We start from the raw sequence: 25101 nt of genomic DNA on the forward strand, positions 1-25101 counted from the left end.
CGCGGGCATAAGCCCGCGCCGACCACCGGTCAGAGCCGTCCGGCAAGCAGGTTCCCGGCCGCCGCCGGGTCTTCGCTGAAGTAGAAGTCGATCACTGCGTCGATCTCCTCCTCGCGCGAGAGGAACCCGTCGCCGTCGGTGTCCATCGCCCGGAACGCCTCGGTGGCCTCCTCTTCGGAGATGTTCATCAGCGCCGTGTACCAACGCAGGTGCTCACCGAGGTCGACACGGCCGTCGTCGTCGGCGTCCGCGATGTCCATCAGCGCCTCCGCGTACGGCTGGTACCGCTCACGGAAGGTGTCCCGGTCGGTGAGCATGTGCTCGGCGAACGAGGAGACGTACTCCTCGGGATCGATGCGCCCGTCCCGGTCGGTGTCCGCGATGTCGGACAACGTGTCCCACACCCCCAGCACCACCTCACGCAGTCTCGCCAGCTTGGGTGAGTCCTCGGCGAGGTCGAAGGCCGCGGCGACCCGCCGCAGTGTCGCCTCGAAGTCGCTCTTTTCGATGAAGCCGTTTCCGTTGGTGTCGTAGGTGCCGAACCGCCGCCGGAGCTTTCGCTCGATAAATGCCGATACCGCCATGATTCGACCCAACCGGACACGTTCCGAAGCGGTCAATCGGCCGCGTGCGCGAGCATCCTTTCGTGCGAACTTCCTTTGCGGAAGTAGGCCAAGGCGATCCCGGCGGTCACGCCGAGCACGCAGCCCGCCAACAGCAGGCTCGCCTTGAACGTGCCCGTCACGTCGGTGAGGTAGCCGGTCAGGTACAGCCCGACCAGCCCGCTGAGGTTGCCCGCCGCCGCGAGGAACCCGATGGCCGCGGCCAGCGTCCTGCCCCGGAACAACTGCGCCGGGATCTGCCAGGCCGGGGGCACCGCGCAGAACGCGCCCACCGCCGCCACGATCACGCCCACCGCGACCGACACGGGCGACTCGGCCACGTACAGCCAGGCCAGGCCCGCCGCGGCGACCAGCAGCGGGCCGCAGGTGTGCCGGAGGCGTTCCTGCCTGCGGTCCGAACGCCGCGACCACCACAGCATCGACGCCGACGCCAGCGCGTACGGCACCGCCACCAGCAGCCCGACCTCCACCAACGACAGGTCAGGACCAAGTCGCCGCACGAACTGCGGCAGGTAGAACGACAGGGTGTACACCCCGTAGGCGATGCCGAACAGCAGCCCCGACAGCACCAGGACGCGCACGGACAGCAGCGCCCGCGTCAGGCTCACCGGCCGCTCCGGTTCCGGCTCGCTCACCCGTGCCGTCAGCCAGTCCCGTTCCGCGGGGGTGAGCCAGGAGGCCTTCGCCGGGCGGTCGGTCAACAGGAAGAGCACCGCGATCCCGACCAGGATCGTCGGGATACCCTCCAGCAGGAACATGCTGCGCCAGCTTGCGATCCCGAACCACTCGCCGCCGTACTGGAGGATCACCGTGGAGATCGGCGCCCCGATCACCTGCGACAGCGGGACCGCGAAGTAGAACAACGCCATCGCCTTCGCGCGGGTCTCCGCGGGGAACCAGTACGTCAGGTACAGCACGATGCCGGGGAACAGGCCCGCCTCGGCGATGCCCAGCAGCACCCGCACCAGGTAGAAGCCGTAGACGTCGTCGATGGACGCCGTCGCCGCCGACACCGCGCCCCAGGTGATCATGATGCGCGCGATCCAGATCCGCGCGCCCACCCGATGCAGGATCAGGTTGCTCGGCACCTCGAACAGGCAGTACCCGACGAAGAACAGGCCCGCGCCGAGACCGTAGGCGGCGGTGCTCAGGCCGAGGTCGGCGTTCATGGTCAGCGCCGCGTAGCCGATGTTGACCCGGTCCAGGAAGTGCAGGAAGAAGATCAGCACCAGCAGCGGGATGATCCGGCGCGCCACCTTCCGCAGCGCCGCATCGGGGCGGACCGCCAGGTCAGTGCTCACGGCAGCGCACAAGCAGGATCATGTCCCCGTCCTGCACGATCTCGTCGCGTTGGTTGCGGATCTCGATGTGCCGGGTGAGGACGCCCCGGCTCGGGTCGGAGGTGGACAGCCGCTTGTCGGTGATCGTCATATGCGCCCGCAGCACGTCTCCCGGCACGACCGCTGTGCGGAACCGCCACTTCTCCACCCCGAGCAGCGCGATGCTGGTCTCGGCGTGGATTCCGGTCTCCTCGATCAGCCCCGCGCCGAGGCTCAGACCCAGCAGGCCGTGCGCGATGATCTGCCCGAACGGCATGGTCGCGGCGAACTCGGGATCGGTGTGCAACGGGTTGCGGTCGCGGGTGAGGTCGGCGAACCGCTGGATCTGCTCCGCGGTCACCTCGTGCGTTCCGCTGTCGAATGAGCTGCCGACCTCGAACTGCTCGAAGAAGTACCCCGTCACCGCGTTCCCCTCATGGTCAGGATGTGGCTGTCACCGCGTCGGAGCAGAACTGCCTGATCCGCTCCGTGAGCTCGCCCGCGGCGCCCCGCAGCGCGGAGGACTCCAGGTCGCGGTCGACCTGGCGCAGGCTGAGCACGATCATCCTCAGCCTATGCGAGGGGTCCACGTCGAAAACCGGCTCGATGCTCCGCATGGCGCCGTCCAGCTCGTTGTTGCGCAGATGGGCCCGTGCCGTATCGATGCGCCCGAGTACGCCCGCGCCGTAGAAGCGGTCCCGGATGTCCATGTCCCCGTGCAGGCTCAGCGACCGGCCCAGCAGCTCGATCGCCTCATCGGTGCGGCCAAGGGACAGCATCGCGTTGCCCGCCAGGTAGCACTGTCGGTCCTCGTGCAGCTCGAACATGCCGATGCCGGGCGGCGGTCCCACCCGCTGCCACCGGTCCAACTCCCGCATTGCGGCACCCGATTCGTTGGCGTTGGCCCAGGCCCGCGCCGCCAGCAGCGTCAGGAAGGCGTCCGGCTCGCGGGCATAGCGCTGGCCGTCCTCGGCAAGCTGCGCGGACTGCACGAAGTCGCCCGCCCAGAACGCCAGTCGCGACTGCATGGCCCGCGCCCAGCGCCGCGCCTCGTCGTGGTCGGCGTAGTCCGCCGACACCCACGCCGCCCTGGCATGCGTGCCCGCCGCCTCGTGGTGGCCGAGGTCCTCGGCCATCCAGGCCAGCAGCGAGCAGCTTTTGGAGTTCAGCACATGCAGCTCACGGGACTGCGTCGGCCGCTGGCGGCCGTCCAACAGCTGCCACACCTGGTTGCGCAGCTGCCTGGTCTGCACGAACAGCTGGAACGGGGAGGCGTGCAGGTAGGCATGCGACACCGCGGCCAGCTCGGCGCGCAGCGAGGCCAGCATCGCGTCGTCCACATTGGTCGTCAGCCCCGAGACGATGCGCAGCGACTCCTGGAAGCTCTCGGTGATCGTCGCCGCCTCCGGCGTCGGACCTTGGGCCGTACCCGACTCCCGGTGGTAGGCCTGCTGGTCCGCCTCCGGCAACTCGGCGAGATCGTCCACGTCGATCAACGCGTGCCAGGTCGTGCCGTACACCTCGGCGAGCACCTGCAGCACCTTGCGGGTGGGGCGCACCCCGCGGGCGGGCCACTGCTCGAAGTCCCACACCCGGCTGCCGCGCATCGGGGAGCGAGGGTCGTCGATGAACAGGTTGTACCGGGCCGCCGCGTCGTCCAGCGACAGCTCGCAGGCCAGCCGCCACGCCGCGCGGGGACGCAGCCCGCAGTTGCCGATCAGGTCGGTGACGACCATGTCGGTGAGCCGCCTGCCGGTGAAGCCCAGCGCGGTGAGCCGGTCCCGAAGCTGCCTGCGGTAGGCCTTGCTCCCCGACTGAGAACGAGCGGCCATGACCCCTTCCCCCGATGAGTCTGGTTGGCCGGGCCGATTATGCCGACCGACAACCGGCGGTGACAGGGCCGAACGGACTCCGACTTGTTGGGTTTACACGCATAACTCCACCGAGAAACGTCTCTCCCGCCGTGAGTAGTTTCTCCGTTTTGACGCCTATTTCCGCACGTCAGCCACTTTCTCCTACGGGTAATCAGCGGGCCGCCGCTGGGGATGTATCGGGGCGTCGAGTGCGGCAACGTTGTGCGGGCAAGACCCGGCCATCATGCCCGCGCCCCACCGGGTGCCGTGGTCGCGCAACCCCACCCCTGGATGGTCGGAGCCCGGACGGCGTTCCCTCGCGGAACACCCTCCGGGCTCCGACTTGAGGGGCCCTGGAGCCTGCGGCTGGGCCCCGCACCGGGTGCGGTGGTGCGGGGCCCAGCCTGTGAGGCGTCCCGCTCGACCGGCCTCGGATACCGGGAGCACGGACGCCCATCGGTGTGGTTGGGCGGCGATGCCGTCCTCTGTCTTACGAAGCACGGCGGCCCCGCTCGCGTCCCGAACGCGGAATGCACCCCTTTGCCGCCATCCGGCGGCGGTGATACCCGACTGGTGTCCCTCAGATCCGGCGGTTGGCCAGCACCGGGATCGCCGCCCGCGCCTTGTCGACCGTCTCGGTGTCGATATCGGCGATGAGGATGCCGGGGCCCGCGTCCAACTCCTCCACGGGATGGCCGAAGGGGTCCACGACGGTGGAGAAGCCGATGCCGGTGGGCACCGTGCCACCGGTCTCCACCCCGATGGTCCTGGGATTGGCCTGTCCGCAGGCGGCGATCCACGAGGTGCAGTCCAGCGCCCTGGCCCGGACCAGCACCTCCCACTGCTCGCGCTTGCCGGGCCCGGCGCCCCACGAGGCGGGCAGCAGCACCGCCGTCGCGCCCTGTTCGGCGAGCATGCAGAACAGGGCGGGAAAGCGCAGGTCGTAGCAGGTGGCCAGGCCAAGCGTGACACCGTCCACGGTGATGGTCACGGGCTTGTCGCCCGCGGCGACCGTGGCGGACTCGCGGAAGCCGAACGCGTCGAAGAGGTGGATCTTGTCGTAGGAGGCGTCCACGCCGCGTCCGGTGGCGAGCAGCGTGTTGAACACCCTGCCCTCAGGTGCCGGGGTGAACATGCCGACCACCACCAGCAGGCCCGCGGCGGCGGCGATCTCGCGGACCCGCTCGGCCCACGGCCCGCCCAGCGGCTCGGCCAGCGGTGCCAGCCTGGTGCCGAAGCGGGCCATGGTGGCCTCGGGGAACACCGCGACCGTGGCGCCCGCCGCCGCGCAGCGGGCCACGTGCTCGGCGATCAGCTCCAGGTTCGCTTCCGGGTCCGGAGTCGACACCAGCTGACACAAACCGATACGCATGCCACGGACTCTAGGGCGTGTCGGGTGTTGCCGCGGACCGCCAACCTTCCTACTGTCCTGACGTGCGCTGGACGCTGCCGCTCGTACTGTCCCTGATCTGCTCCGCGGTGGCCTGCACCTCGGGCGACGGGCCGCCGCCGCGCACCGAACCGGACACCGAGATCCGGCTGGCCGTCGGCGCCGAACCCGCCGACCTGCACCCGCTCGCGGGCTACGGCCCCCACGGCGCCGCGAAGGTCTTCGAAGGCCTGCTCGGCTACACCGCCAAGGGCGCCGTGACACCCGTGCTCGCGCAGCGCCCGCCGGAACCCAGCGCCGACGGTCTCACCTGGACCGTCCACCTGCGCGAGGACGTGACCTTTCACGACGGCAGCACCCTGGACGCCGCCGACGTGGTCGCCACCTACACCGCACTGCTCGACCCTGCCTACGCCTCGCCCATCCGCGCCGGCTACACCATGATCAGCAGCGTCCTCGCGGTGGACCCGCTGACCGTCCACTTCGGTCTCGGCGCGCCCTATCCCGCGCTGCCGCACCGGCTCACGCTGGGCATCGTGCCGAGCGAAGCGCTCACCCGCCCCGCACCCGTGGGGCAGGCGCCCGCCCCGCCGGGCACCGGGGCGTACAAGGTGGCCGAATGGCGGCGCGGGCAGCAGCTGGTGCTCGCCGCCTTCGACCGCCACCGCGGCGGCACGCCCAAGGTCGCGAAGGTGGTCTTCGACTTCCTGCCCGACGAACGGCAGCGCGTCGCCAGGCTGAAGGCCGAGGCGTTCGATGGCGCCGTGCTCACCCCCAAGGCGGCCAAGGAGTTCGAGGGGAGCGACCTCCGCCCACGGCACCACCGCGCCGCCGACTACCGGGCCATCTGGCTGCCGCGGAACAACCCGGTCACCGCGGACCCCGCGATCCGCTTGGCGCTCAACCACCTCGTGGACCGCGAGAAGCTGGTGTCCGAAGTGCTCGACGGGCGCGGCGCGGCACTGTCCACCCCGGTCTCCACCCGCCTGCCCGAGTTCCACGACCCGAGCGCGAAGTTCATCCACGACGAGCGCCGCGCGGCCGCGGTGCTCGACGCCGCGGGCTGGACCAGGGACACCGGGCTGCGCCGCAAGAACGGGCGCGAGGCCGCGCTGACCCTGCTGTGCGGTGCCGACGACCCGCTGGGCAGACCGCTCGCCGACAAGGTCAGCGAGCAGGCCGCCCGACTCGGCATCCAGCTCACCGTGCGGACCGTCCCGCCCGCCGAACTCGCCGCCGGGGCGGCGACGGAACCGGCGCTGGTCGGCGGGGGCGACCCCTACGACCCGGACCCGCAGGCACACCTGCTGACGCACACCGGCGGCGCGGCCAACCTCGGCGGCTACTCCGACTCCGGCGTGGACGCCAACCTCGACGCCGCCCGCCGCGATCCCGACCCGGCCGCCCGCATCGCCTACTACCGCCAGTTCCAGAAGGCATACCTCGCCGATCCCGGGCTGGTGTTCCTCGCCGACGTGGACCACGCTTACCTGCTCAGGGACCGTTGGGACGGTTACCAGGAGATCACTGAGCCGCACGACCACGGAACGACGTGGTCCCCTTGGTGGAACGTCGAATCCTGGACCCCGCGTTAGCCTGTAGCCGCAGCTCAACACTCACGTGCCGTGACCTGGGAGGATGCGAGCTTGATCGACCTGGATGCCGTCAGAGCCGACACCCCGGCCTGTCAGGAGCACATCTTTCTCGACAGCTGCGGATCCTCACTCCCACCGCGACAGGTGCTCGACGCCGTGATCGGCCACCTGAAGCGGGAGGCCGAGGTCGGTGGCTACCGCGCCCACGACGAGCGACTGGACGACCTGGAGGAGGGCTACCGGCTGGCAGCCGAACTGCTCGGCGCCGAACCCGAGGAGATCGCCTTCACCGACAGCGCGACCCGCTCCTGGCTCGCCGCGGTGGCCGCGCTGCCGCTCGGCAGGGGCGACCGCCTGCTGGTGACCGAGGCGGAGTACGCGAGCAATGCGATCGCGCTGCTGCGGCGGGCGGAGCCGGTCGGGGCGACGGTCGAGGCGATTCCCGTCGACGAGCACGGCGAGGTGTCCGTCGACGCGCTGCGGGACATGCTGGACGAGCGGGTCAAGCTGGTCTCGCTGGTGCACGTGCCCACCAACGGCGGACTGGTCAACCCGGTGCGCGAGGTGGCCGACGCCGCCCACGAGGTCGGCGCGCTGGTGCTGCTGGACGCCTGCCAGTCGGCAGGACAACTCGACCTGCGGGCCGACGAACTCGACATCGACCTGCTGTCGGCGACCGGGCGCAAATGGCTGCGCGGACCGCGGGGCACCGGCCTGCTCGTCGTCCGCGAGCGGGCCCGGCGGGCACTGCGCCCGGAACTGGTGGACCTGCACGGCGCCACCTGGGAAGGACCGCGGCAGGTCCGGCTCCGCGAGGACGCCAGGGTCTTCGAGCTGTGGGAGAACAGCGTCGCCAATCAACTCGGCCTCATCGAGGCGATGCGGTACGCACTCGACCTCGGCATGAAGGAGATCGAATCGGAGGTGACCGCCCGAGCGGCGCGACTGCGGGCCGGGCTGGCCGGAATTCCCGGCGTGACGATTCGGGACCAGGGGCGCAGGCAGTGCGGCATCGTGACCTTCACGGTGGACGGGCGGGGCGCCGACGAGATCAAGCAGGTACTCGGCCAACACGGTGTCACCGTCACCGTGAGCCGCACCTCGTCCACCCTTCTCGATATGATGCGCAGGAACCTCACCGAGCTGGTTCGAGCCGCACCGCACTATTTCGTGTCCCCTGCCCAACTAGACGGAACAATTTCAATACTGAGCAATAATGTTGCAGCTTGATCGCATATTGACCACTGTCGCATTCGCTTGGCGCACAAACCGTGAATAGCGTTAAGCTCAATCCCGAGGCTGGATTTAGTGATCTCTGGTCAGAAATTTGAGTTTTCACTCGCTTAGGGAATGGGCATAGTCACTCCTGGGGACGACCGTATGCACGGTCATGACTGGGCGGACCGACCCGACGGCCGCCCGGTCCATAACGGGGGAGAAGATGACCAGCAGGAAAGCGCCGTCAGGCAGGAGGGTGCGCGACGATGCCCTCCGGGGCCTCATCGGCCGCCACGATGCCATGTCCAGTCTCAACCGCGCGGTGGCCAAGACAGCCCGTGGAAGCTTTCAACTTGTCGAGGTGATCGGCGAGCCGGGAGTCGGAAAGACCCGGCTGCTGCGCGAGGCCGCCATCCTGGGCACGGAGCGGGAAATGCTCGTGCTCTCCGGCCGGGCCGCCGAATTCGAACAGGACCTTCCGCTGGCCGCCGTCGTCGACGCACTGGACGACCGGCTCGCCGCCGACTGGGAGCGTTTCCGGCCGCGGCTGAGCGCCCACGAGCGCAGCCAGCTTGCGGGCCTGTTCCCGTGGCTCGCCGACGACGAGCCCGCGGTGCCCAGCGACGGCACCGCGCGCTACGGGCTGTACCGCGCGCTGCGCAGAGTGCTGGACCTGCTCGCCGAACGCGACGGCCTGGTGCTGATCATCGACGACGTGCACTGGGCCGACGAGGCGACGGTCGAGCTGATCAGCCACCTGGTGCGGCGCCCGCTGGAGCACAAGGTGCTCATCGTGCTGGCCTACCGCCCTGCTCAGGTGCCCGCCCGGCTGCGCACCGCGTTGTCCCAGGACGCGGGCGGCAACCGTGTCGAGGTGGAACTCGGCCCGCTCAGCCTCGGCGAGGCCGAGGAGTTCCTCGGACCGGGCCTGTCCAAGGCCAGCAGGCGGCGGCTGTACGAGTCCAGCGGCGGCAACCCTTTCTACCTCGACGCACTGGCCCGCCTCGGCGAACAGTGGATCATGTCCAAGCCCGGCGTCGCCGACGAGACGGTGCCCGAGTCGGTGCGGGCGGTGCTGCTCACCGAGCTGGGCAGGCTCTCGCCGAACGCCCAGCTGGTGGCCAGGGCCGCCGCGGTCGCGGGCGATGAGTTCGAGCCCGATGTCATCTCGATCGCCGCCGAGGTCTCCGAATCCGATGTGCTCGGCGCGTTGGACGAACTGGTCCGCCGGGACGTGCTGCGCAGCGCGAGCACCCCTGGCCACTTCCTCTTCCGCCACCCGCTGGTGCGCGCCGCCGCCTACGCCTCGGCCGCCGCGGGCTGGCGCTGGGCCACCCACGGCCGGGTCGCCACCTACTTCGCCGAACGCGGCGCCCCACCGGCCAAGTTCGCCCACCACCTGGCCCGCTCCGCCACCTTCGGCGACCTGAGCACCGTCGCCGCCCTCGGCAAGGCCGCCCGGTCGGTCGCCGCCACCGCGCCCGCCACCGCGGCGCACTGGCTCTCGGCCGCGTTGAGCGTGTTGCCCGACACCCCGGTGGAGGCCGCGCTGCGGCTGGAGCTGCTCGCCGACCTCGGCCGCGCCCAACACGCCAGCGGGCAGCTGCACGCGGGCCTGGCCACCGCCGTGGAGGTGCTGCGCAGGCTGCCCGCCGACGACTACGAGCGGCGCGCGGTGGCCGCCCGCGGCGGACAGCTGATGGCGCGGATGCTGGGCCGCCGGGAAGAGGGCAGGCGGCTGCTGGTCACCGAGTTCGAGCGGATGCCCGACCCGAACATGATCGAGGCGGTGCCGCTGCGCCTGCGGCTGGCGTCGGAGGATGTGTGGCAGGGCAATTCCGCCGAGGCCAAGCGCACCCTGCACGAGTTGGCCGCCGCCCACCGCGACACCGACCCCACCGTGGTGCTGGCCGCCACCGCGATCCGCGCGATGGCCGAGTACATCGACGACGACTTGCCCGCCTCGCTGGCCGCCATCGAGGAGGCCGACCGGCTGATGGCAGCCGCGAGCGACACCGACATCGCCCGCTACCTCGACTCCATCACCTGGCTGTGCTGGGCCGAGCACTTCGCGGGCCGCTACACCAGCGCGTTGAACCGCTGCACGCGCACCATGGAGATCGCCAGGGCCACCGGCAACACCTTCATCCTGGCCTGGCTGCTCGGCAGCACCGCGCGTGCGTTGGCCTGCCTCGGCAGGCTGAGCGAGGCCATCGCGGTGGCCGAGGAGGCCGCGGAGCTCAGCGGTGTGCTGGACGAGATCCAGGGTCGGGTGCTGGGCGCCGGTCTGCAGTCCCACCTCCACCTGTGGGCAGGCAACCGGGAGCGTGCGCTGGAGTTGGGCAGGCGGGCCGTCGAACTGGCGGGTGACAGCCGCGAGTGGTACGGCGTCAACGCCAGGGCCGCCTACGCGTTCGCGCTGGCCGCGGACGGCGACCTGGTCCAGACCCGCAAGCTCATTGCCGAGGTGTGCGCGGACCTGGAGTCGGTCTCCCCGGACCGCATGCTGCTGCTGCACGCTTGTGAGGTGATGGCCTCGCTGGAGGCCGCGGCGGGCGAGGACTGCGCCGCGGTCGAATGGGCGGACCGCGCCGAGGCGGCCGCGTACTCGATCCTGCCCATGCAGATCGCGATGGCCAGGCTGGCCAGGGCCAACGCCACCAGCGGCAAGGACCCGGCGGGCGCGGCCGAACTGGCCATCCAGGCCGCCGACGTGCTGGAGGGGGAGGAGATGCGGCTGTTCGCGGGCCGCGCCCGGCTGGTGGCGGGCACGGCACTGGCGGCGGCGGGCGACCGGGCGGCCGCCCGGCTTCAGCTTGGCCGCGCCGCCGAACTGTTCACCGCCTGCGGCGCCGCCGGGTACCAGGACCAGGTCAGCCGCGAGCAGCGCAAGATCGGTGTGCACGTGCCGTCGCAGCGGGGGGCTCGCGGCGGACCATTCGGCCTGTCGGCCCGTGAGCTGGAGATCGGCGCCCTGGTCGTCGGCGGCTCCACCAACAAGAAGATCGCCGAGCAGCTTTTCCTGAGCATCCGTACGGTGGAGACCCATCTGGTGCACATCAAGACCAAGCTCGGCGTGCAGTCCAGGGCGGAAATAGCCCGCCTGCTCGGGCCCGTGCTCGATGCTGAGTAATTACGCTCATCCGATCTAGGGGGCCTGGGAGCAAAATCCGTGTAAACCACGATGGCGCGCGGATGAGGGGCAGCGCGATCGTGGGACCCGACCCAGGGGGGTGGATCAATGGATCGCCGAATTCCGGTCTTCAGCCTCGAAGGCGTGACCGATGCGGAGATCTCGACTCACTGGCTGAGCACCGAGGACGGTCTCGGTCTTTCCATGCTGCGCTATACGCGTAGCGAATCCGACGATGTCGTGCTGCTCGTGCACGGCCTCACCATGTCCAGCGACATGTACATCATGCCCGAGCACCACAATCTGGTGAACTTTCTGCTGGACAACGGGTACGGCGACGTGTGGTCGCTGGACACCCGAATGAGCAACCGATTCCCGTACAACACGCAGATGCACCGCTACACCCTGGACGATGTGGCGCTGTACGACTTCGCGCCCGCGTTGTCCGAAATGCGAAAGAAAATCGGCAACAAGCGCATCCATGTGATCACGCACTGCATCGGCTCGGTGACTTTTCTGATGAGCCTGTCCGCGGGGATCATCGACGGCATCAGCAGCGTGGTGGCCAACAGCGTCGGCCTCACCCCGCGGATCCCGCTGTGGTCGCTGGCGAAGGTGATGGTGATGCCGTTCGTCCAGGAGCGCCTGCTGACCATGCCGTACATGAACCCGCGCTGGTCGGACGACCCGCCGCTGACACCAGGCTGGCTGCTGGGCAAGGCGCTGGGGCTGGTGCACCGCGAGTGCTCCGACGACCACTGCAACATGCTCAGCTTCATGTGGGGCACCGGCTGGCCCGCCCTGTTCCGGCACGCCAACCTGCTGCCCGAAACGCACCGCCGGGTCGGGCAGCTGTGCGGACCCGCGCCCGCCCACTACGACCGGCACATCCGCAAGATGGTGCTGGCCGGGCGGGCGGTGAAGTACGACGAGAACAACGAGGCGCACGCCGCGCTGCCCAACGACTACCTGCACGACCTGAGCAGGCTGACCGCGCCGATGCTGTTGCTCTCCGGCGACCAGAACCAGGTCTTCGCCGACTCCAACAAGGCGTTCTACCAGCGCATGCAGCAGGCCGCGCCTGGCAGGCACGAGTACCGCGAACTGCCTGGCTACGGGCACATGGACCCGTTCGTCGGCTCGGAGTCCGCGATGGACGTGTTCCCGCACATCCTGGACTTCCTCAAGCGGCAGGTGACCTGACATGGCGACCGAACATGTCGACACCGTGGTCGTCGGTTCGGGGTTCGGCGGCTCCGTGACGGCCTACCGGCTGGCCAAGGCGGGCAAGCCCGTCGTGGTGCTCGAACGCGGCCGGGCGTATCCGCCCGGCAGCTTCGCCCGCACCCCGAACCAGATGAACGCGAACTTCTGGTGCCCGAGCGAGGGCAAGCTCGGGCTGTTCGACGTCTGGACCTTCGGCGGCTTCGACTCCGTGGTCTCCAGCGGACTCGGCGGCGGCTCGCTGATCTACGCCAGCGTGCTGCTGCGCAAGGACGAGAAGTGGTTCGTCCACAACGAGAAGCTGCCAGGCGGCGGCTACGAGCACTGGCCGGTGACCTACGCCGATCTGGAGCCGCACTACGACGAGGTGGAGAAGATGCTCCGCCCGCAGCGGTACCCCTTCGACAACCCGGTGTTCGCGACCTCGAAGACGGCCGCCATGCGGCAGGCGGCGAACACACTGGGCCTGGAATGGGACGTCGTGCCACTCGGGGTGCACTTCGCGGCTCGACCTGGAGGCGAGCCGGGAGTCAGCCTGCCGGTGGCGGAGCCGAAGTACGGCAACCTGCACGGGCTGCCGAGACGCACCTGCAGGCTGTGCGGCGAGTGCAACATCGGCTGCAACGACGGCGCCAAGAACACCCTCGACCACAACTACCTCTCCGCGGCCCGGCACCACGGCGCCGACCTGCGCACCTACTGCGACGTGCGCGCCTTCCGGCCGCTTCCGGGCGGCGGGTACGAGGTGTCCTACCGGCGCTACGAGCCGGGCGGGCACACCGTCTCCCGCATGATCCGCTGCGACCGGCTGGTGCTGGCGGCGGGCACCTACGGCACCACCCACCTGCTGCTGCGCAACAGGGGCAGGTTGCCCGGCCTGAGCCAGGCGCTGGGCAGCCGGTTCTCCGGCAACGGCGACCTGCTGACGTTCGCGTTCCGCGCGGGCGGCAAGCGGGCCCCACTGCCGATCGACGCCACCAAGGGCCCGGTCATCACCAGCACCATCCGGCTGCCCGACGCGGCGGACGGCGGCGAGGGCCGCGGCGCCTACATCCAGGACGCGGGTTATCCGGGGTTCGTGGACTGGGTGCTGGAGAACGCGATGCTGCCCAGCCACATGATGCGGCTGGTGGAGTTCGCGGGCGAGCGCATCCTGGCCCAGCTTTTCGGCAAGGACGCGGGCAACCTGTCCACCGACATCGCCGAACTGATCGGCGAAGGCGTCCTCACCTCCACCTCGCTGCCCATGCTCGGCATGGGCCGCGACGTGCCCGACGGGCGGATGACGCTCGACGAGGGCGGCAAGCTGCGGATCGACTGGTGCACCGAAAGCTCGATGCCGCACTACCGCGGGGTGCGCAAGGTGATGTCGCAGCTTGCCGACGCGCTGGGTGCGGACTACCGGGACAGTCCGGAGTGGACGTTCAGCAAGCGGATCATCACCAGCCACCCGCTCGGCGGGGCGCCGATGGGACGCCATGACGGCGAGGGCGTGGTGGACGCGAACGGGGAGGTGTTCGGCTTTCCCGATCTGTACGTCGTGGACGGCAGCGCGATGCCGGGCTCGGTCGGGCCCAACCCGTCGCTGACGATCGCCGCGTTCGCCGACCGCGCCGCCACCCGCATGCTGGAACCCCGGCGGCCGAAACCGCCGCGCCGCGACGGAACTCCGCTCGTCCGCCCGAAGCCCGTGCCGGGGCTGACCTTCAGCGAGGAGATGCGCGGCAAGCTCACCCTGGGCTCTCCCGTGGCCCACGGTGCCGTCGAGGCCGAGGCAGGCGAACTGGAGTTCCGACTGCGGATCAGCATCGACGACCTGGACCACTTCCTCGCCGAACCGGACCACCGCGCCGCCGCCGAGGGCTGGATCACCGGCCCCGACCTCGGCGGCAAGCGGCTGGTCCGAGAGGGCTGGTTCAACCTGCTCATCGGCGCCGACGACGCCCGCCACATGCTGTACCGGCTGTGGTTCACCGACGCGCGGGAGAAGTCGTACACGCTGGTGGGCTACAAGCTGCTGCGCGACGATCCGGGGGTCGACCTGTTCGCCGACACCACGACGCTGCGGGTGCGGCTGCTGGAGGGTCACATCCCCGAGGGCGGCGACGGCAAGGCCGCCGTCGCGGGGGTGGGTGTGCTCCGCCTCGGCAAGGCCGACCTCTTCCGGCTGGCATCCACCGTCGAGATCACCGGCCCCGACCAAGCGGAGACCCTCGCCCGCTTTGGCCGCTTCTTCCTTGGCAACCTCTGGGACCTCTACGGGCCCAACTGACCACAGCTGTCGCCACCAGCAGTTCCCGGCCATCGCCTGGGCGCTGCTGGTGGCGATGTGCTGTGCCTCCGCTTGGCGTTATTCGAGGCTTGCCGCCCTATATCCGTGTCGCGTCTGACCGCAGGGGCGGGCGGTGAATCAGGGTTTACCACGATGTGCGACCACTCCCGGCAAGGCCAAAGTCGTGGTTGTCCAACGTTGGACAGCCCGGGGGGTGCAGAGGGGGGATGGATCGGCCGAGCAAGAGCTCACCGCAGAGGGGGGAGCATCGCCACGACGCAGAGCACCGCAATTGCCTGCTCTGTAGTCGTCCAGGTGATACCTGTGCGGTTGCTCGGTCGGTTCATCTGCTGCAAGGGCTGATGGACACGAGTGGGGGAGCGCGACCGGTTCTGGGGGTCCGGTCGCGCACAGTCTGGGGGGAACTGATGTACGGCAAGGAAACGAGTACCGCGGAGGCCGACCATGTGGGGTCATGGTCGGCCACTCCGCTGGTCAGCCCGGCCGAGCTGAGTACCAGCCTGCCGGTCTCGCCCAAGTCGCGCAGCCTGGTGCTGCGCAGCAGGCGCGCGGTGGCCCGGGTGCTGGACGGCACCGACGACCGGCTCATGGTGGTCGTCGGACCGTGCTCGGTGCACGACCCGGCCGCCGTGACCGAGTACGCGCGGCGACTGCGCCGACTGGCCATCGAACTGGACGACGAACTGCTGCTGGTCATGCGGGCGTACGCGGAGAAGCCGCGCAGCGTCCTCGGCTGGCCGGGCATGCTCACCGATCCGGACCTCGACGGCCGCAACGACGTCGCCAAGGGCCTGATCGCCACCCGCAAGCTGATGCTCGGCGTGCTGGACGCGGGCGTGCCGATCGCGAGCGAGTGGCTCAACCCGGTCACAGCGGGCTACCTGTCCGACCTGGTCAGCTGGGGCTGCATCGGCGCCCGCACCGCGGAGAGCCAGCCGCACCGGCAACTCGCCAGCGGCCTGCCGATGCCGGTCGGCATCAAGAACGCCACCGACGGCGGCATCCAGGCCGCGGTGGACGCGGTAGCCGCCGCGGGCAGCGGGCACGCCTTCACCGGTGTCGCCGCCAACGGCTCGGTCGCCGTGCTGCGGACCAGCGGCAACCCGCACTGCCATGTGGTGCTGCGCGGTGGTCGCGGTGGTCCCAACTACACCGAGGACCACATCTCGTACACGGTCGGCAGGCTGCGCGCCGCCGCTCTTCCCGAGCGGGTCGTCGTCGACGCGAGCCACGGCAACAGCGGCAAGGACCAGGAACGGCAGCGGCTGGTGGCGGGCGAGATCGGCGCCCAGATCGCGGGCGGCAACGAGGCGCTGCGCGGTGTGCTGCTGGAGAGCTTCCTGGTGCCTGGCCGCCAGGACCTGAGGCCCGGGGTGCGGCCGGTTTTCGGCCAGAGCATCACCGACGCGTGCATGGGCTGGGACACCACGGCGCGCGTGCTGCGATCGCTGGCGTCCTCGGTGCGTTCGCGCCGCGAGCTTGGCCCGGCTCGGTCGGTCCGGTCCGTGACGGCGATCCAATGATGTCCGGCAGCGATTTCGCGCGCCGGGTTGCCCTGGTCACGGGAGCGGGCCAGGGCATAGGGGAGTCGGTCGCCCGTTGCCTGAGCGATCGCGGCGCCACGGTCGCCGCCGTCGACGTGCGGCGCGACCGACTCTCCGCCCTGGAGGACAGCGCGGGCGGCAAGATCGTCGCCTACCCGGCCGACGTCAGCGACCGGAACGCCGTGGAGTCGGTGGTGGACGCCGTCGAACGTGAGCTCGGGCCGATGGACATCCTGGTCAACGTGGCGGGCATCCTGCGCGCCGGACCGGTGGTGGACCTTCGCGACGAGGACTGGGCGCGGGTGTTCGCGGTCAACACGACCGGCGTCTTCCAGGTCTCGAGGGCGGTGGCCCGCCGCATGTCGGAACGCGGCCGCGGCTCGATCGTGACCGTGAGCTCCAACGCGGCGGGTGTGCCGCGCATGCAGTTGGCCGCGTACGCGGCGTCCAAGGCGGCGGCCACCATGTTCACCCGCTGCCTCGGGCTTGAGCTGGCGGGCAAGGGCATCCGCTGCAACGTGGTGTCACCGGGTTCCACCGACACCCCGATGCAGCGGGACCTCTGGCCGGACGAGCGGGCGGCGCGGCGGGCACTGGACGGAGATCCCGCAGGCTACCGCGTCGGCATCCCGCTGCGTCGGATCGCGGCACCGTCCGATGTGGCGGACGCGGTGCTGTTCCTGCTGTCCGACAACGCCAAGCACATCACGATGGCCGACCTCTACATCGACGGTGGGGCATCACTGCGCGGCTGACCTACCGGGAGGCCCGAAGGAGAAGGAGAACGACATGACCGCACACGCCATGCTGAGCGTGCACCCGCTCGAACACATCCTGGACAGCTACCAACCGGGCGCGTCGTTCTTCTTCTCCGCGCCCAAACGCACGCTGCTGACCACCGGTTCGCTGTCCACCGTGGACGCCGTCGCGGCGGATCTGCCCGCGGCCGCGGCCGAGCTGCTGTTCCAGCACCCGCTGGTGGTCGGCGCTCTGCCGTTCGATCCCGGTGTGCCGACCCGGCTCACCGTGCCTGCCACGGCGAACTGGAGCGGCCGTCAAGTGCGCAGCCGCCCGCCGGTACCCGACCAGCGCGCGGTGAACGACTGGCAGGTGCGTGCGGTGCCCGAGCCCGGCCAGTTCGTGGCGGGCATCCAGCGGCTGATGCCGCAGCTTCGGGACGGCACGTTGGAGAAGGTGGTGCTCTCCCGCACGCTGGAGCTCTGCTCGACGTCGCCGATCACGGTGCCGACGATGCTGCGCAACCTGATCGAAGCCGACCCGCAGGCCTACGCCTTCGCCGTCGACCTGCCGGAGCAGCGAACGCTGCTGGGCGTGAGCCCAGAGCTGCTGATCGCCAAGCGCGGCGACCAGGTGATCTCCAACCCGCTGGCGGGCTCGCGGCCGCGCAGCGGCGACGATTACGAGGACCGCAGGATCATCGATGAGCTGCTCACCAGCGAGAAGGACCGCCACGAGCATGCCATCGTGGTCGACGCGGTCGTCGAGTCGCTGCGTCCGTTCTGCGTAGACCTCGAGGTGCCCGCACGGCCCTCGGTGGTGGGCACCGGCACCATGTGGCACCTGTCCAGCAAGATCCACGGCACGCTGCGCAACCCGCTGACGACCTCGGTCGAGCTGGCCTGCGCGCTGCACCCGACACCCGCGGTCTGCGGGGCGCCGGTGGACGCGGCGCGCGAGGCCATCGCGCGGACCGAACCGTTCGACCGCGGGCACTACACCGGCACGGTCGGCTGGTGCGATGCGGCCGGGGACGGCGAGTGGATCGTCACGATCCGCTGCGCCATGGTCTCCGACCGCAGGCTCCGCCTGTTCGCGGGCGCCGGGGTCGTCGCCGACTCCAGCCCGGTCGCCGAACTCGCCGAGACCTCGGCCAAATTCCGCACCATGCTGCTCGCACTGGGCATCAACCAGGTGCCCTGATTCATCAACTGGGGGAGAGGAAGTGAGCTGTCGTGGCGATCCCGAACATCGGAGCCTACGACCTGCCGGGTGAGGACGAGATTCCCTTGTCCAAGGTGGACTGGACCGCGCACCCGCATCGGGCGGTGCTGCTGGTGCACGACATGCAGCGGTACTTCGTGTCGGCCTACGGTGCCGAGCAGCCGCGGACGGCGCTGGTCGCCAACATCAACGCGTTGCGTTCCCGCTGCGCCCAACTGGGCATCCCGGTCGTCTACAGCGCCCAGCCCGCGGGCCAGAACCCGTGGCAGCGCGGCCTGCTCCAGGAATTCTGGGGCGGCGGCATCGGCGCGGACCCGAGGCAGGCGGAGATCATCGAGGAACTCGCCCCGCGCCCTGGCGACGTCCAGCTCACCAAGTGGCGCTACAGCGCCTTCCAGCGGACCGACCTGGTGCGGGTGATGCGTCAGCTTGGCCGCGACCAGCTCATCATCACCGGCATCTACGCCCACATCGGCTGCCTGATGACGGCAGCGGAGGCCTTCATGCGGGACATCCAGCCCTTCTTCGTTGGCGATGCCGTCGCCGACTTCTCCGCGCAGCACCACCGCCAGGCCCTGGACTACGCCGCAGCGACCTGCGCGGTCACCACGTCCACCGGTGCGGTGCTGTCGGACCTGTTCACCTGGGCGCAGCGAGCGGGCGATCAGCCCTGGATCGGCGCCACCGCCTGACCTGCCCGGCTTTCGGCCATCGTCGCGCAGGATGGCCGAAACGGGTTGCCGCCGTTCCTCATCGAACGGCGGCAACCCCGGTGCTCTCCGAGCGTGTGTCAGCAGGTCTTGCCGATGACCCTCGGCACGCAGTCCGCGTAGGACAGCATCATCTCGACGGCCTTGTCGTTGCGCTTGGTCTCGCGGTCGATGACCTCGTCACCGGGGTAGAACCCGGGGCTCGCCGAGCGCGGGTACATCTCGAAGGTGTAGCTGTAGATCTTGTGGCGGCCCCACATCCAGTCGATGATCGAGCCGTCGGTGATGTACAGGTCGCTGGACTGCTCCGGCGTGTAGTTGTTGGTCTGCGCCATGTTGCGGCCCAGCGTGGAGAACACCCTCTGGTCCTCGGCGGTCAGCCCCGTGTCGGTGTCGCTGTGGGTGTAGCCGAACGGCCAGAGGATCAACTCCGAGTAGGAGTGCCAGTTGATGTGCGCGGTGATCTGCTGCTTGCCGCCCACCACCCGCGAGTTGGTGAAGTCGCGGATGCGCTGGTTCTCGGTGGCCTCGAAGGCCGACGCGCCGCGGTAGGTCTCGCTGCCGGTGTTCCCGCTGGAACCGCCGCAGCAGCCCCACTTGTAGTCGTAGTTCCGGTTCAGGTCGATGCCGGGACCCTGCCGGTTCTTGCGCCACATCTGGTAGCGGCCGGTGGCGATGTCGTACTCGATGCCGTCCGGGTTGACCATCGGGATGATCCAGATCTCCCGGCTGTCCACCAGGCCCTTGACCGTGGCGTTGCTCGCGTATTCTTTGACGTAGCGGTTGGCGATGCGCAGGCACATCTCCGCGGTGAGGTGCTCGCGGGCGTGCATGTTGCAGTCGAAGAGGACCTCGGGCTCGTTCTCGTCGGTGCCCGCGTTGTCACTGATCTTGAGCACCCAGATGTCCCGGTTCTGGTGGGACTTGCCGATGCTGGTGACCTTGGCGATGTTCGGGTTGCCGTCGGCGAGCGCCTTGATCTCGGCGCTCATCTCGTTGTAGTTGTGGAAACCCGAGTCGGCGGGCGGGAAGTCGAAGGCGGTGGCCTTGTCGGCGGCCTCCCGCTTCTTGGCGAAGCTCTCCGCGGTGGCCACGAACCGGGTCGGGTACCCGGCGGCGCGCACGCGCTTGATCTGTTCGGCGGTGGCGACGATGGTCATGCTGCCGTGTGCGGCGTCCAGCACGTCCACGTCGATCTGCGCGATCTTGGTGCGGGCCTGTGCGGAGCGGGCGTTGTCGACGATGTAGACGCCCTTGCCCGCCAGGTGTTCGGCCTGGGCCTGGGTCGCTGCTTCCTGGATCGCCGTCGCGTTGGGCATCTGGATGAGCAAGGCGAGGCTCGCCGCCGCGGCGAGCGTGCCGAGCAGCCATCTCCTCATGGACATGTGGATCCCCGATTCGTGAGCAGGGTTAGCCGGGGTAGTGCAGGGGTTAGGGCAAGCGTGGGTTCTTGGGCAACTCGTGACAACCCTCCGTTCGGCGGTAAGCGGTGCCACCGAACGGAGGTGTTTTCAACAGTTGTCAGTCACAGGTTTTACCGATGACGCGCGGAACGCAGTCGGCATAGGAGATGAACATTTCCACGGCCCGGTCGTTCCGCCTGGTCTCACGCTCGATGACCTCGTCCGGCGGATAGAACCCGCCGCCACCGCTGCGCGGATACATCTCGAAGGTATAGCTGTAAATCTTGTGCTGCCCCCACATCCAGTCGTCGATGGAACCGTCGGTGATGTAGAGATCGCTGGACTGCTCCGGTGTGTAGCCATTGGTCTGCGCCATCTGACGGCCCAGCGTCTGGAAAACGCGGGCGTCCTCGGCGGTCAACCCGGGCGCGGTGTCGTTCTTGGTGAACCCGTACGGCCACAGGATCAGTTCCGAATACGTATGAAAATCGATGTGCGCGGTGATCTGCTGTTTGCCGCCGACCACCCGGGAGTTGGTGAAGTCGCGGAGGCGCTGGGTCTCCGGCGCGGAGAACGCCGACGGCCCGCGGTAGGTCTCGCTGCCGGGTTTGCCGCTGGACCCGCCGCAGCAGCCCCACCGGTAGCCGAAGTTGCGGTTGATGTCGGTGCCCTGGCCCTGCCGGTTCTTCCGCCAGGACCGGTAGCTGCCGGTGGCGATGTCGTATTCCACGCCGTCCGGATTCACCATCGGCACCAGGAAGATCTCCCGCGAATCCACATACTGCCTCAGCGCCGGGTTGGTGAGGTAGGTGTTCGCGATCCGCAGGCACATTTCGACAGTGAGGTGTTCCCTGGCATGCATATTGCAGGTGAACAGAACCTCGGGCTCATTCTCGTCGGCGGCCACGTTGTCGCTGATCTTCAACAGCCAGAGTTCGCGGCCCTCATGGGATTTCCCGATGCTCGACACCTGCGCGAGCCCCGGATGCGCGCTCGCCAGGTTCCGCAACTCGGTGCCCGTCTCGTTGTAGTTGTGATAACGCGAATCGGCGGGCGGGAAATCGAACGGCCCCACCGGCGGTGCCGCTGTTGCGGTCGGTACCTGAATTGCCAGCGCAAGCCCGCAGGCCGCCGTCATCGCGGCCAACGCCATTCTTCGGGATCTTGACATGGGTGTTCCCCGATCTGCAGCAGGATTGATACGGGGTGGTTCGAGCAGAATGCGTCCGCCCCACTCGACCCGACAACCGCCTTTCGGGCACAGGTGCTTTTCGAAGATCCGGAAATACCGTCAAGACCTGTCAACCACGCCCTGCCGCCTGACCCACCCGACGCTCCCACCCGACCAAGGACCGACCACAACCCCCTCAACCGAAAGGAGTACCTGCTCCACGTCCTGCGCCGAGTCTGAAAACCAGCTGCTGTATCGCATCGACGGGCTGCTCGACAAGATCAAGAAGGACGGATGCTGACCAGGATGCGGGCCAAGTGCGTTCACGCCCGTCCGCAACGCCGGTGCCGCCTGGCTCGCGTCGGCGCCACAACCGCATCCGCGGGGCCAGGTCCACCGGGCTGCCAATCTTGGCGGTCCGCCCGCGGGATCACCCCGCTGCGCGGCCTTGACCGACGGGCGAGCCGCAACACCAGGCTTTCGGGGAGACCAGGATCTTGAGCAGAGCTCAGGCGCTGGTCAGGCCTTGGCGAAGGCGATCTGAAGGGTGGGCTGCGCGGACTCGGCGAAGAAGTCCTCGCCTTTGTCGTCCACGACGATGAAGGCCGGGAAGTCCGCCACCTCGATCTTCCACACCGCCTCCATGCCCAGTTCCGGGTATTCCAGCACCTCGACCTTGCGGATGCAGTCCTGGGCGAGCCGGGCCGCGGGTCCGCCGATCGAACCGAGGTAGAAGCCCCCGTGGGACTTGCACGCGTCGGTGACCTGCCGCGAACGGTTGCCCTTGGCGAGCATCACCAGCGAGCCGCCCGCCGCCTGGAACTGCTCGACGTAGGAGTCCATCCGACCGGCGGTGGTGGGGCCGAACGATCCGGAGGCGTAGCCCTCCGGGGTCTTCGCCGGGCCCGCGTAGTACACGGGGTGGTCCCGCAGGTACTGCGGCATCGGCTCACCCGCGTCCAGCCGCTCCTTGATCTTGGCGTGGGCGATATCGCGGGCCACCACCAGCGGACCGGTCAGCGACACCCGGGTCTTCACCGGCAGCTTGGCCAGCGTGCCGCGGATGGCGTCCATCGGCTGGTTGAGGTCGATCCGCACCACCTCATCCGAAAGCTGCTCGTCCTCGACCTCGGGCAGGAACCGCGCCGGGTCGCGTTCGAGCTGCTCCAACCAGATGCCCTCGGGAGTGATCTTGGCGCGGGCCTGCCGGTCCGCCGAACAGGACACCGCGACGCCCACCGGGCAGGAGGCGCCGTGCCGGGGCAGCCGGATCACCCGCACGTCGTGGCAGAAGTACTTGCCGCCGAACTGCGCCCCGATGCCGAACTGCCGTGTCATCTCCAGCACCTGCTGCTCGAGGTTCACATCGCGGAACGCGTGCCCCAGCGCGGAGCCCTCGGCGGGCAGGGTGTCCAGGTAGCGGGCCGAGGCCAGCTTGGCCACCTTCAGGTTGTACTCGGCCGACATGCCGCCCACCACGATCGCCAGGTGGTAGGGCGGACAGGCCGCGGTGCCAAGGCTGCGCAGCTTCTCGTCCAGGAACCGGGCCAGCCGCGTCGGGTTCAGCACCGCCTTCGTCTCCTGGTACAGGAACGTCTTGTTCGCGCTGCCCCCGCCCTTGGCCATGAACAGCAGCTCGTACTTGGGCTTGGTTCCCGGCGCCGAGTACAACTCGATCTGCGCGGGCAGGTTCGTGCCGGTGTTCTTCTCGTCCCAGAACGTCACCGGCGCCAACTGCGAATACCGCAGGTTCAGCTCCTGATAGGCATCGAAGATGCCCCGCGACAGCGCCTCCTCGTCGGTACCGCCGGTGAGCACCGACTCGCTGCGCTTGCCCATCACGATCGCGGTGCCGGTGTCCTGGCACATCGGCAGCACACCGCCAGCCGAGATGCACGCGTTGCGCAGCAGGTCCATGGCTACGAACCGGTCGTTGCCGCTGGCCTCCGGGTCATCCACGATCGCCCGAAGCTGGGCGAGGTGGGAGGAGCGCAGCAGGTGCTGGATGTCCTTGATCGCCTCGCGCGCCAACAGGGTCAGCGCCGACGGGTCCACCTGCAGGAACTGCCGTCCGGCCGCCTCGACCAGGCCCACCCCCTCGGTGCTGACCAGCCGGTACTCGGTGTCGTCCGGTCCGAGGGGCAGTACGTCGGTGTACTGGAACGTGGTGGTGGGCACGTCGGTGTACTCCTGCGATAGACGTTTCGCTGGGATAACGGAGAACCGTACCCGTCGTTGACCCACTTGCCGGGCCAAGGTGCTGCGAATCGCATTTCAGCGCCACGAAGAGGTGGTTCGACTCGCTGATCACGCCCCGGGCACCCACAATTGATCTACGCCAGTCGCGAGGTGGGATGTATGGAGCTGACGCTGCTGCTGTGGGTCGACCGCGAGGACGAGTGGGAGTCATGCGGTCAGTTCCCGGTCTCGATGATCGACCCGACCGACCGTTTCCTGCTGCTCAGAGTGGTCGAGCAGGTGCTCATCGAACAGGCGGGCCAAGACGGTGGCCCCAGCCGCTGGGCGGTCAACGTCAACGACGGCGCCGAACTCGTCGCGGCCTGCACCGTGTACTGGGAACACGGAACAGTGCGCCTGGAAACCATTTGGCCGGACACCATGAGCACCCCGGAGTTCGTGCACTAGCGTCCTGCTTTTCGCCAGGGGCGTCGCCGGATTCGTGATCCGGATGGTGGCAGCCAAGGCGGCGAAGAATCCACTTGCGGGTGTATCAGGGCTTTTCGCCAACCCGCTGTGACCATCCGGCTCGGAAGACCGATGACGAACCTCCGACTGTGGACGCTAGGTTCAGCCGCATGATCTTGCTGCGCCGTTTGGCTCTGCCCGCGCTGCTCGTGTTGGCGGTCGTCGCGGGCCTCGTCGGCTACTACGCCGAACACGACAGCCGCGAGGTGGACTACACCGTCGCGACGAGTGAGCCCGACCACGTGCACTTGGACGTCACACTCCAGCGCATGGACACCGCTTCCCGAGAACTGGTGCTGCGGGTGGTCCCCACCATGGCGGGCCGGTTGGCCGAGGATGACCAGGAGTTGATCCCGGCCCGCGACCTGGAGATCGAATCCTCCTCGATCACGACCGGAATGCTGACGTTCAAGGCGCATGAACGCATCGCGGCCCGCGAGATCCGCGTCGGAGCGAACGAAGGCGTGGTCTCCGACTACCCGATGGACGCCTACACCGCCCCCGTCGCCTTCTACGCCGCCGTCGACAACACCCCGGTCGCGGTCGGGATGACCCTGCGCGGCTTCGACTCCTTCGTCACCATGAAGCCCACCCGCAGCGGTACCGGGCCCGGCACCGTCACCGCCGAGGTGCGTGTGACCCGGTCGGTCAGCACGCTGGTGCTGGCCTGGTTCCAGATGATCGCCATGTGGGCGCTGGCCCTGTCGGTGGCCTTCGGCGCCCGCACGATCATCACCCGCAAGCTGGGCCTGCCCTGGCCCGCCCTCGGTTGGATGGCCGCGACCCTGTTCGCGCTCGTCGGCTTCCGCAACGCCGCCCCCGGTACCCCGCCCATCGGCTCCCTGATCGACTACGCCGCGTTCTTCTGGGCGGAGGCGGTCATCACCGTGTCCATCGTTGCCGTCACCTGGACCGGCATCAGAACCAAGCCGTGACCAGCCAAGAGAAGTGGATTCC

At 69.1% G+C, this 25101-nt stretch carries 19 protein-coding genes; 11 read left to right on the forward strand and 8 right to left on the reverse strand.

Going from position 1 to position 25101, the window contains the following annotated elements; translation table 11 throughout:
* Positions 1-29: 29 nt before the first annotated feature.
* The 5 genes from ACU6XJ_RS19195 to ACU6XJ_RS19215 form a co-directional block, all read right to left on the reverse strand.
* Positions 30-596 carry an EF-hand domain-containing protein gene (locus tag ACU6XJ_RS19195; RefSeq protein WP_476313299.1) on the reverse strand — a complete coding sequence of 189 codons (567 nt, stop codon included), beginning with the start codon at positions 594-596 and terminating at the stop codon, positions 30-32.
* A gap of 20 nt (positions 597-616) precedes the next feature.
* Positions 617-1924, reverse strand: coding sequence for an MFS transporter (locus tag ACU6XJ_RS19200; RefSeq protein ID WP_476313301.1), 1308 nt, complete (start codon positions 1922-1924; stop codon positions 617-619).
* Positions 1914-2366, reverse strand: coding sequence for a MaoC family dehydratase (locus ACU6XJ_RS19205; RefSeq protein WP_476313304.1), 453 nt, complete (start codon positions 2364-2366; stop codon positions 1914-1916). The genes ACU6XJ_RS19200 and ACU6XJ_RS19205 overlap by 11 nt, the downstream gene beginning before the upstream one ends.
* Before the next feature lie 16 nt (positions 2367-2382).
* On the reverse strand, positions 2383-3774 hold the full coding sequence (locus ACU6XJ_RS19210; protein ID WP_476313306.1) for a hypothetical protein: 1392 nt from the start codon (positions 3772-3774) through the stop codon (positions 2383-2385).
* A 601-nt stretch (positions 3775-4375) separates the two neighbouring features.
* On the reverse strand, positions 4376-5167 hold the full coding sequence (locus ACU6XJ_RS19215) for a carbon-nitrogen hydrolase family protein (RefSeq protein ID WP_476313308.1): 792 nt from the start codon (positions 5165-5167) through the stop codon (positions 4376-4378).
* A 62-nt stretch (positions 5168-5229) separates the two neighbouring features.
* Here ACU6XJ_RS19215 and ACU6XJ_RS19220 point away from each other — a divergent pair, with 62 nt between their 5' ends.
* From ACU6XJ_RS19220 to ACU6XJ_RS19260, 9 genes are all read left to right on the forward strand, one after another.
* A complete protein-coding gene (locus tag ACU6XJ_RS19220; RefSeq protein WP_476313310.1) occupies positions 5230-6780 on the forward strand; it encodes an ABC transporter substrate-binding protein in 1551 nt (516 codons plus the stop codon).
* Positions 6781-6831: 51 nt separating this feature from the next.
* Positions 6832-8010, forward strand: coding sequence for an aminotransferase class V-fold PLP-dependent enzyme (locus ACU6XJ_RS19225; protein WP_476313312.1), 1179 nt, complete (start codon positions 6832-6834; stop codon positions 8008-8010).
* A 244-nt stretch (positions 8011-8254) separates the two neighbouring features.
* Positions 8255-11131 (forward strand): helix-turn-helix transcriptional regulator, encoded by a 2877-nt coding sequence (locus tag ACU6XJ_RS19230; protein WP_476313315.1) that lies wholly within the window; start codon positions 8255-8257, stop codon positions 11129-11131.
* Positions 11132-11239: 108 nt separating this feature from the next.
* Positions 11240-12334, forward strand: a complete 1095-nt coding sequence (locus ACU6XJ_RS19235) for an alpha/beta fold hydrolase (protein WP_476313318.1) — start codon at positions 11240-11242, stop codon at positions 12332-12334.
* Between the two features lies 1 nt (position 12335).
* Positions 12336-14627, forward strand: a complete 2292-nt coding sequence (locus ACU6XJ_RS19240) for a GMC oxidoreductase (protein WP_476313321.1) — start codon at positions 12336-12338, stop codon at positions 14625-14627.
* Positions 14628-15055: 428 nt separating this feature from the next.
* Positions 15056-16171, forward strand: coding sequence for a 3-deoxy-7-phosphoheptulonate synthase (locus ACU6XJ_RS19245; RefSeq protein ID WP_476313324.1), 1116 nt, complete (start codon positions 15056-15058; stop codon positions 16169-16171).
* On the forward strand, positions 16171-16947 hold the full coding sequence (locus ACU6XJ_RS19250) for a 2,3-dihydro-2,3-dihydroxybenzoate dehydrogenase (protein ID WP_476313326.1): 777 nt from the start codon (positions 16171-16173) through the stop codon (positions 16945-16947). The genes ACU6XJ_RS19245 and ACU6XJ_RS19250 overlap by 1 nt, the downstream gene beginning before the upstream one ends.
* Before the next feature lie 34 nt (positions 16948-16981).
* On the forward strand, positions 16982-18133 hold the full coding sequence (dhbC, locus tag ACU6XJ_RS19255) for an isochorismate synthase DhbC (protein WP_476313329.1): 1152 nt from the start codon (positions 16982-16984) through the stop codon (positions 18131-18133).
* Between the two features lie 32 nt (positions 18134-18165).
* Positions 18166-18846: an isochorismatase family protein gene (locus ACU6XJ_RS19260; protein ID WP_476313332.1), complete on the forward strand. Its 681-nt coding sequence runs from the start codon at positions 18166-18168 to the stop codon at positions 18844-18846.
* A 98-nt stretch (positions 18847-18944) separates the two neighbouring features.
* On the opposite strand, the gene ACU6XJ_RS19265 is transcribed toward ACU6XJ_RS19260, so the two are convergent.
* The 3 genes from ACU6XJ_RS19265 to ACU6XJ_RS19275 form a co-directional block, all read right to left on the reverse strand.
* Positions 18945-20249 (reverse strand): M14 family metallopeptidase, encoded by a 1305-nt coding sequence (locus ACU6XJ_RS19265; RefSeq protein ID WP_476313334.1) that lies wholly within the window; start codon positions 20247-20249, stop codon positions 18945-18947.
* A gap of 136 nt (positions 20250-20385) precedes the next feature.
* Positions 20386-21438 carry a M14 family metallopeptidase gene (locus ACU6XJ_RS19270; RefSeq protein ID WP_476313337.1) on the reverse strand — a complete coding sequence of 351 codons (1053 nt, stop codon included), beginning with the start codon at positions 21436-21438 and terminating at the stop codon, positions 20386-20388.
* Positions 21439-21957: 519 nt separating this feature from the next.
* Positions 21958-23616, reverse strand: coding sequence for a fumarate hydratase (locus ACU6XJ_RS19275; RefSeq protein WP_476313340.1), 1659 nt, complete (start codon positions 23614-23616; stop codon positions 21958-21960).
* A 180-nt stretch (positions 23617-23796) separates the two neighbouring features.
* Here ACU6XJ_RS19275 and ACU6XJ_RS19280 point away from each other — a divergent pair, with 180 nt between their 5' ends.
* Together ACU6XJ_RS19280 and ACU6XJ_RS19285 are read left to right on the forward strand one after the other, a co-directional pair.
* Complete coding sequence (locus ACU6XJ_RS19280; RefSeq protein WP_476313342.1) at positions 23797-24084, forward strand: hypothetical protein; 288 nt, start codon at positions 23797-23799, stop codon at positions 24082-24084.
* Positions 24085-24254: 170 nt separating this feature from the next.
* Positions 24255-25079: a DUF4436 family protein gene (locus ACU6XJ_RS19285; protein ID WP_476313344.1), complete on the forward strand. Its 825-nt coding sequence runs from the start codon at positions 24255-24257 to the stop codon at positions 25077-25079.
* The last annotated feature ends 22 nt before the right edge of the window (positions 25080-25101 follow it).

The organism is Actinorectispora metalli, assembly GCF_056323685.1.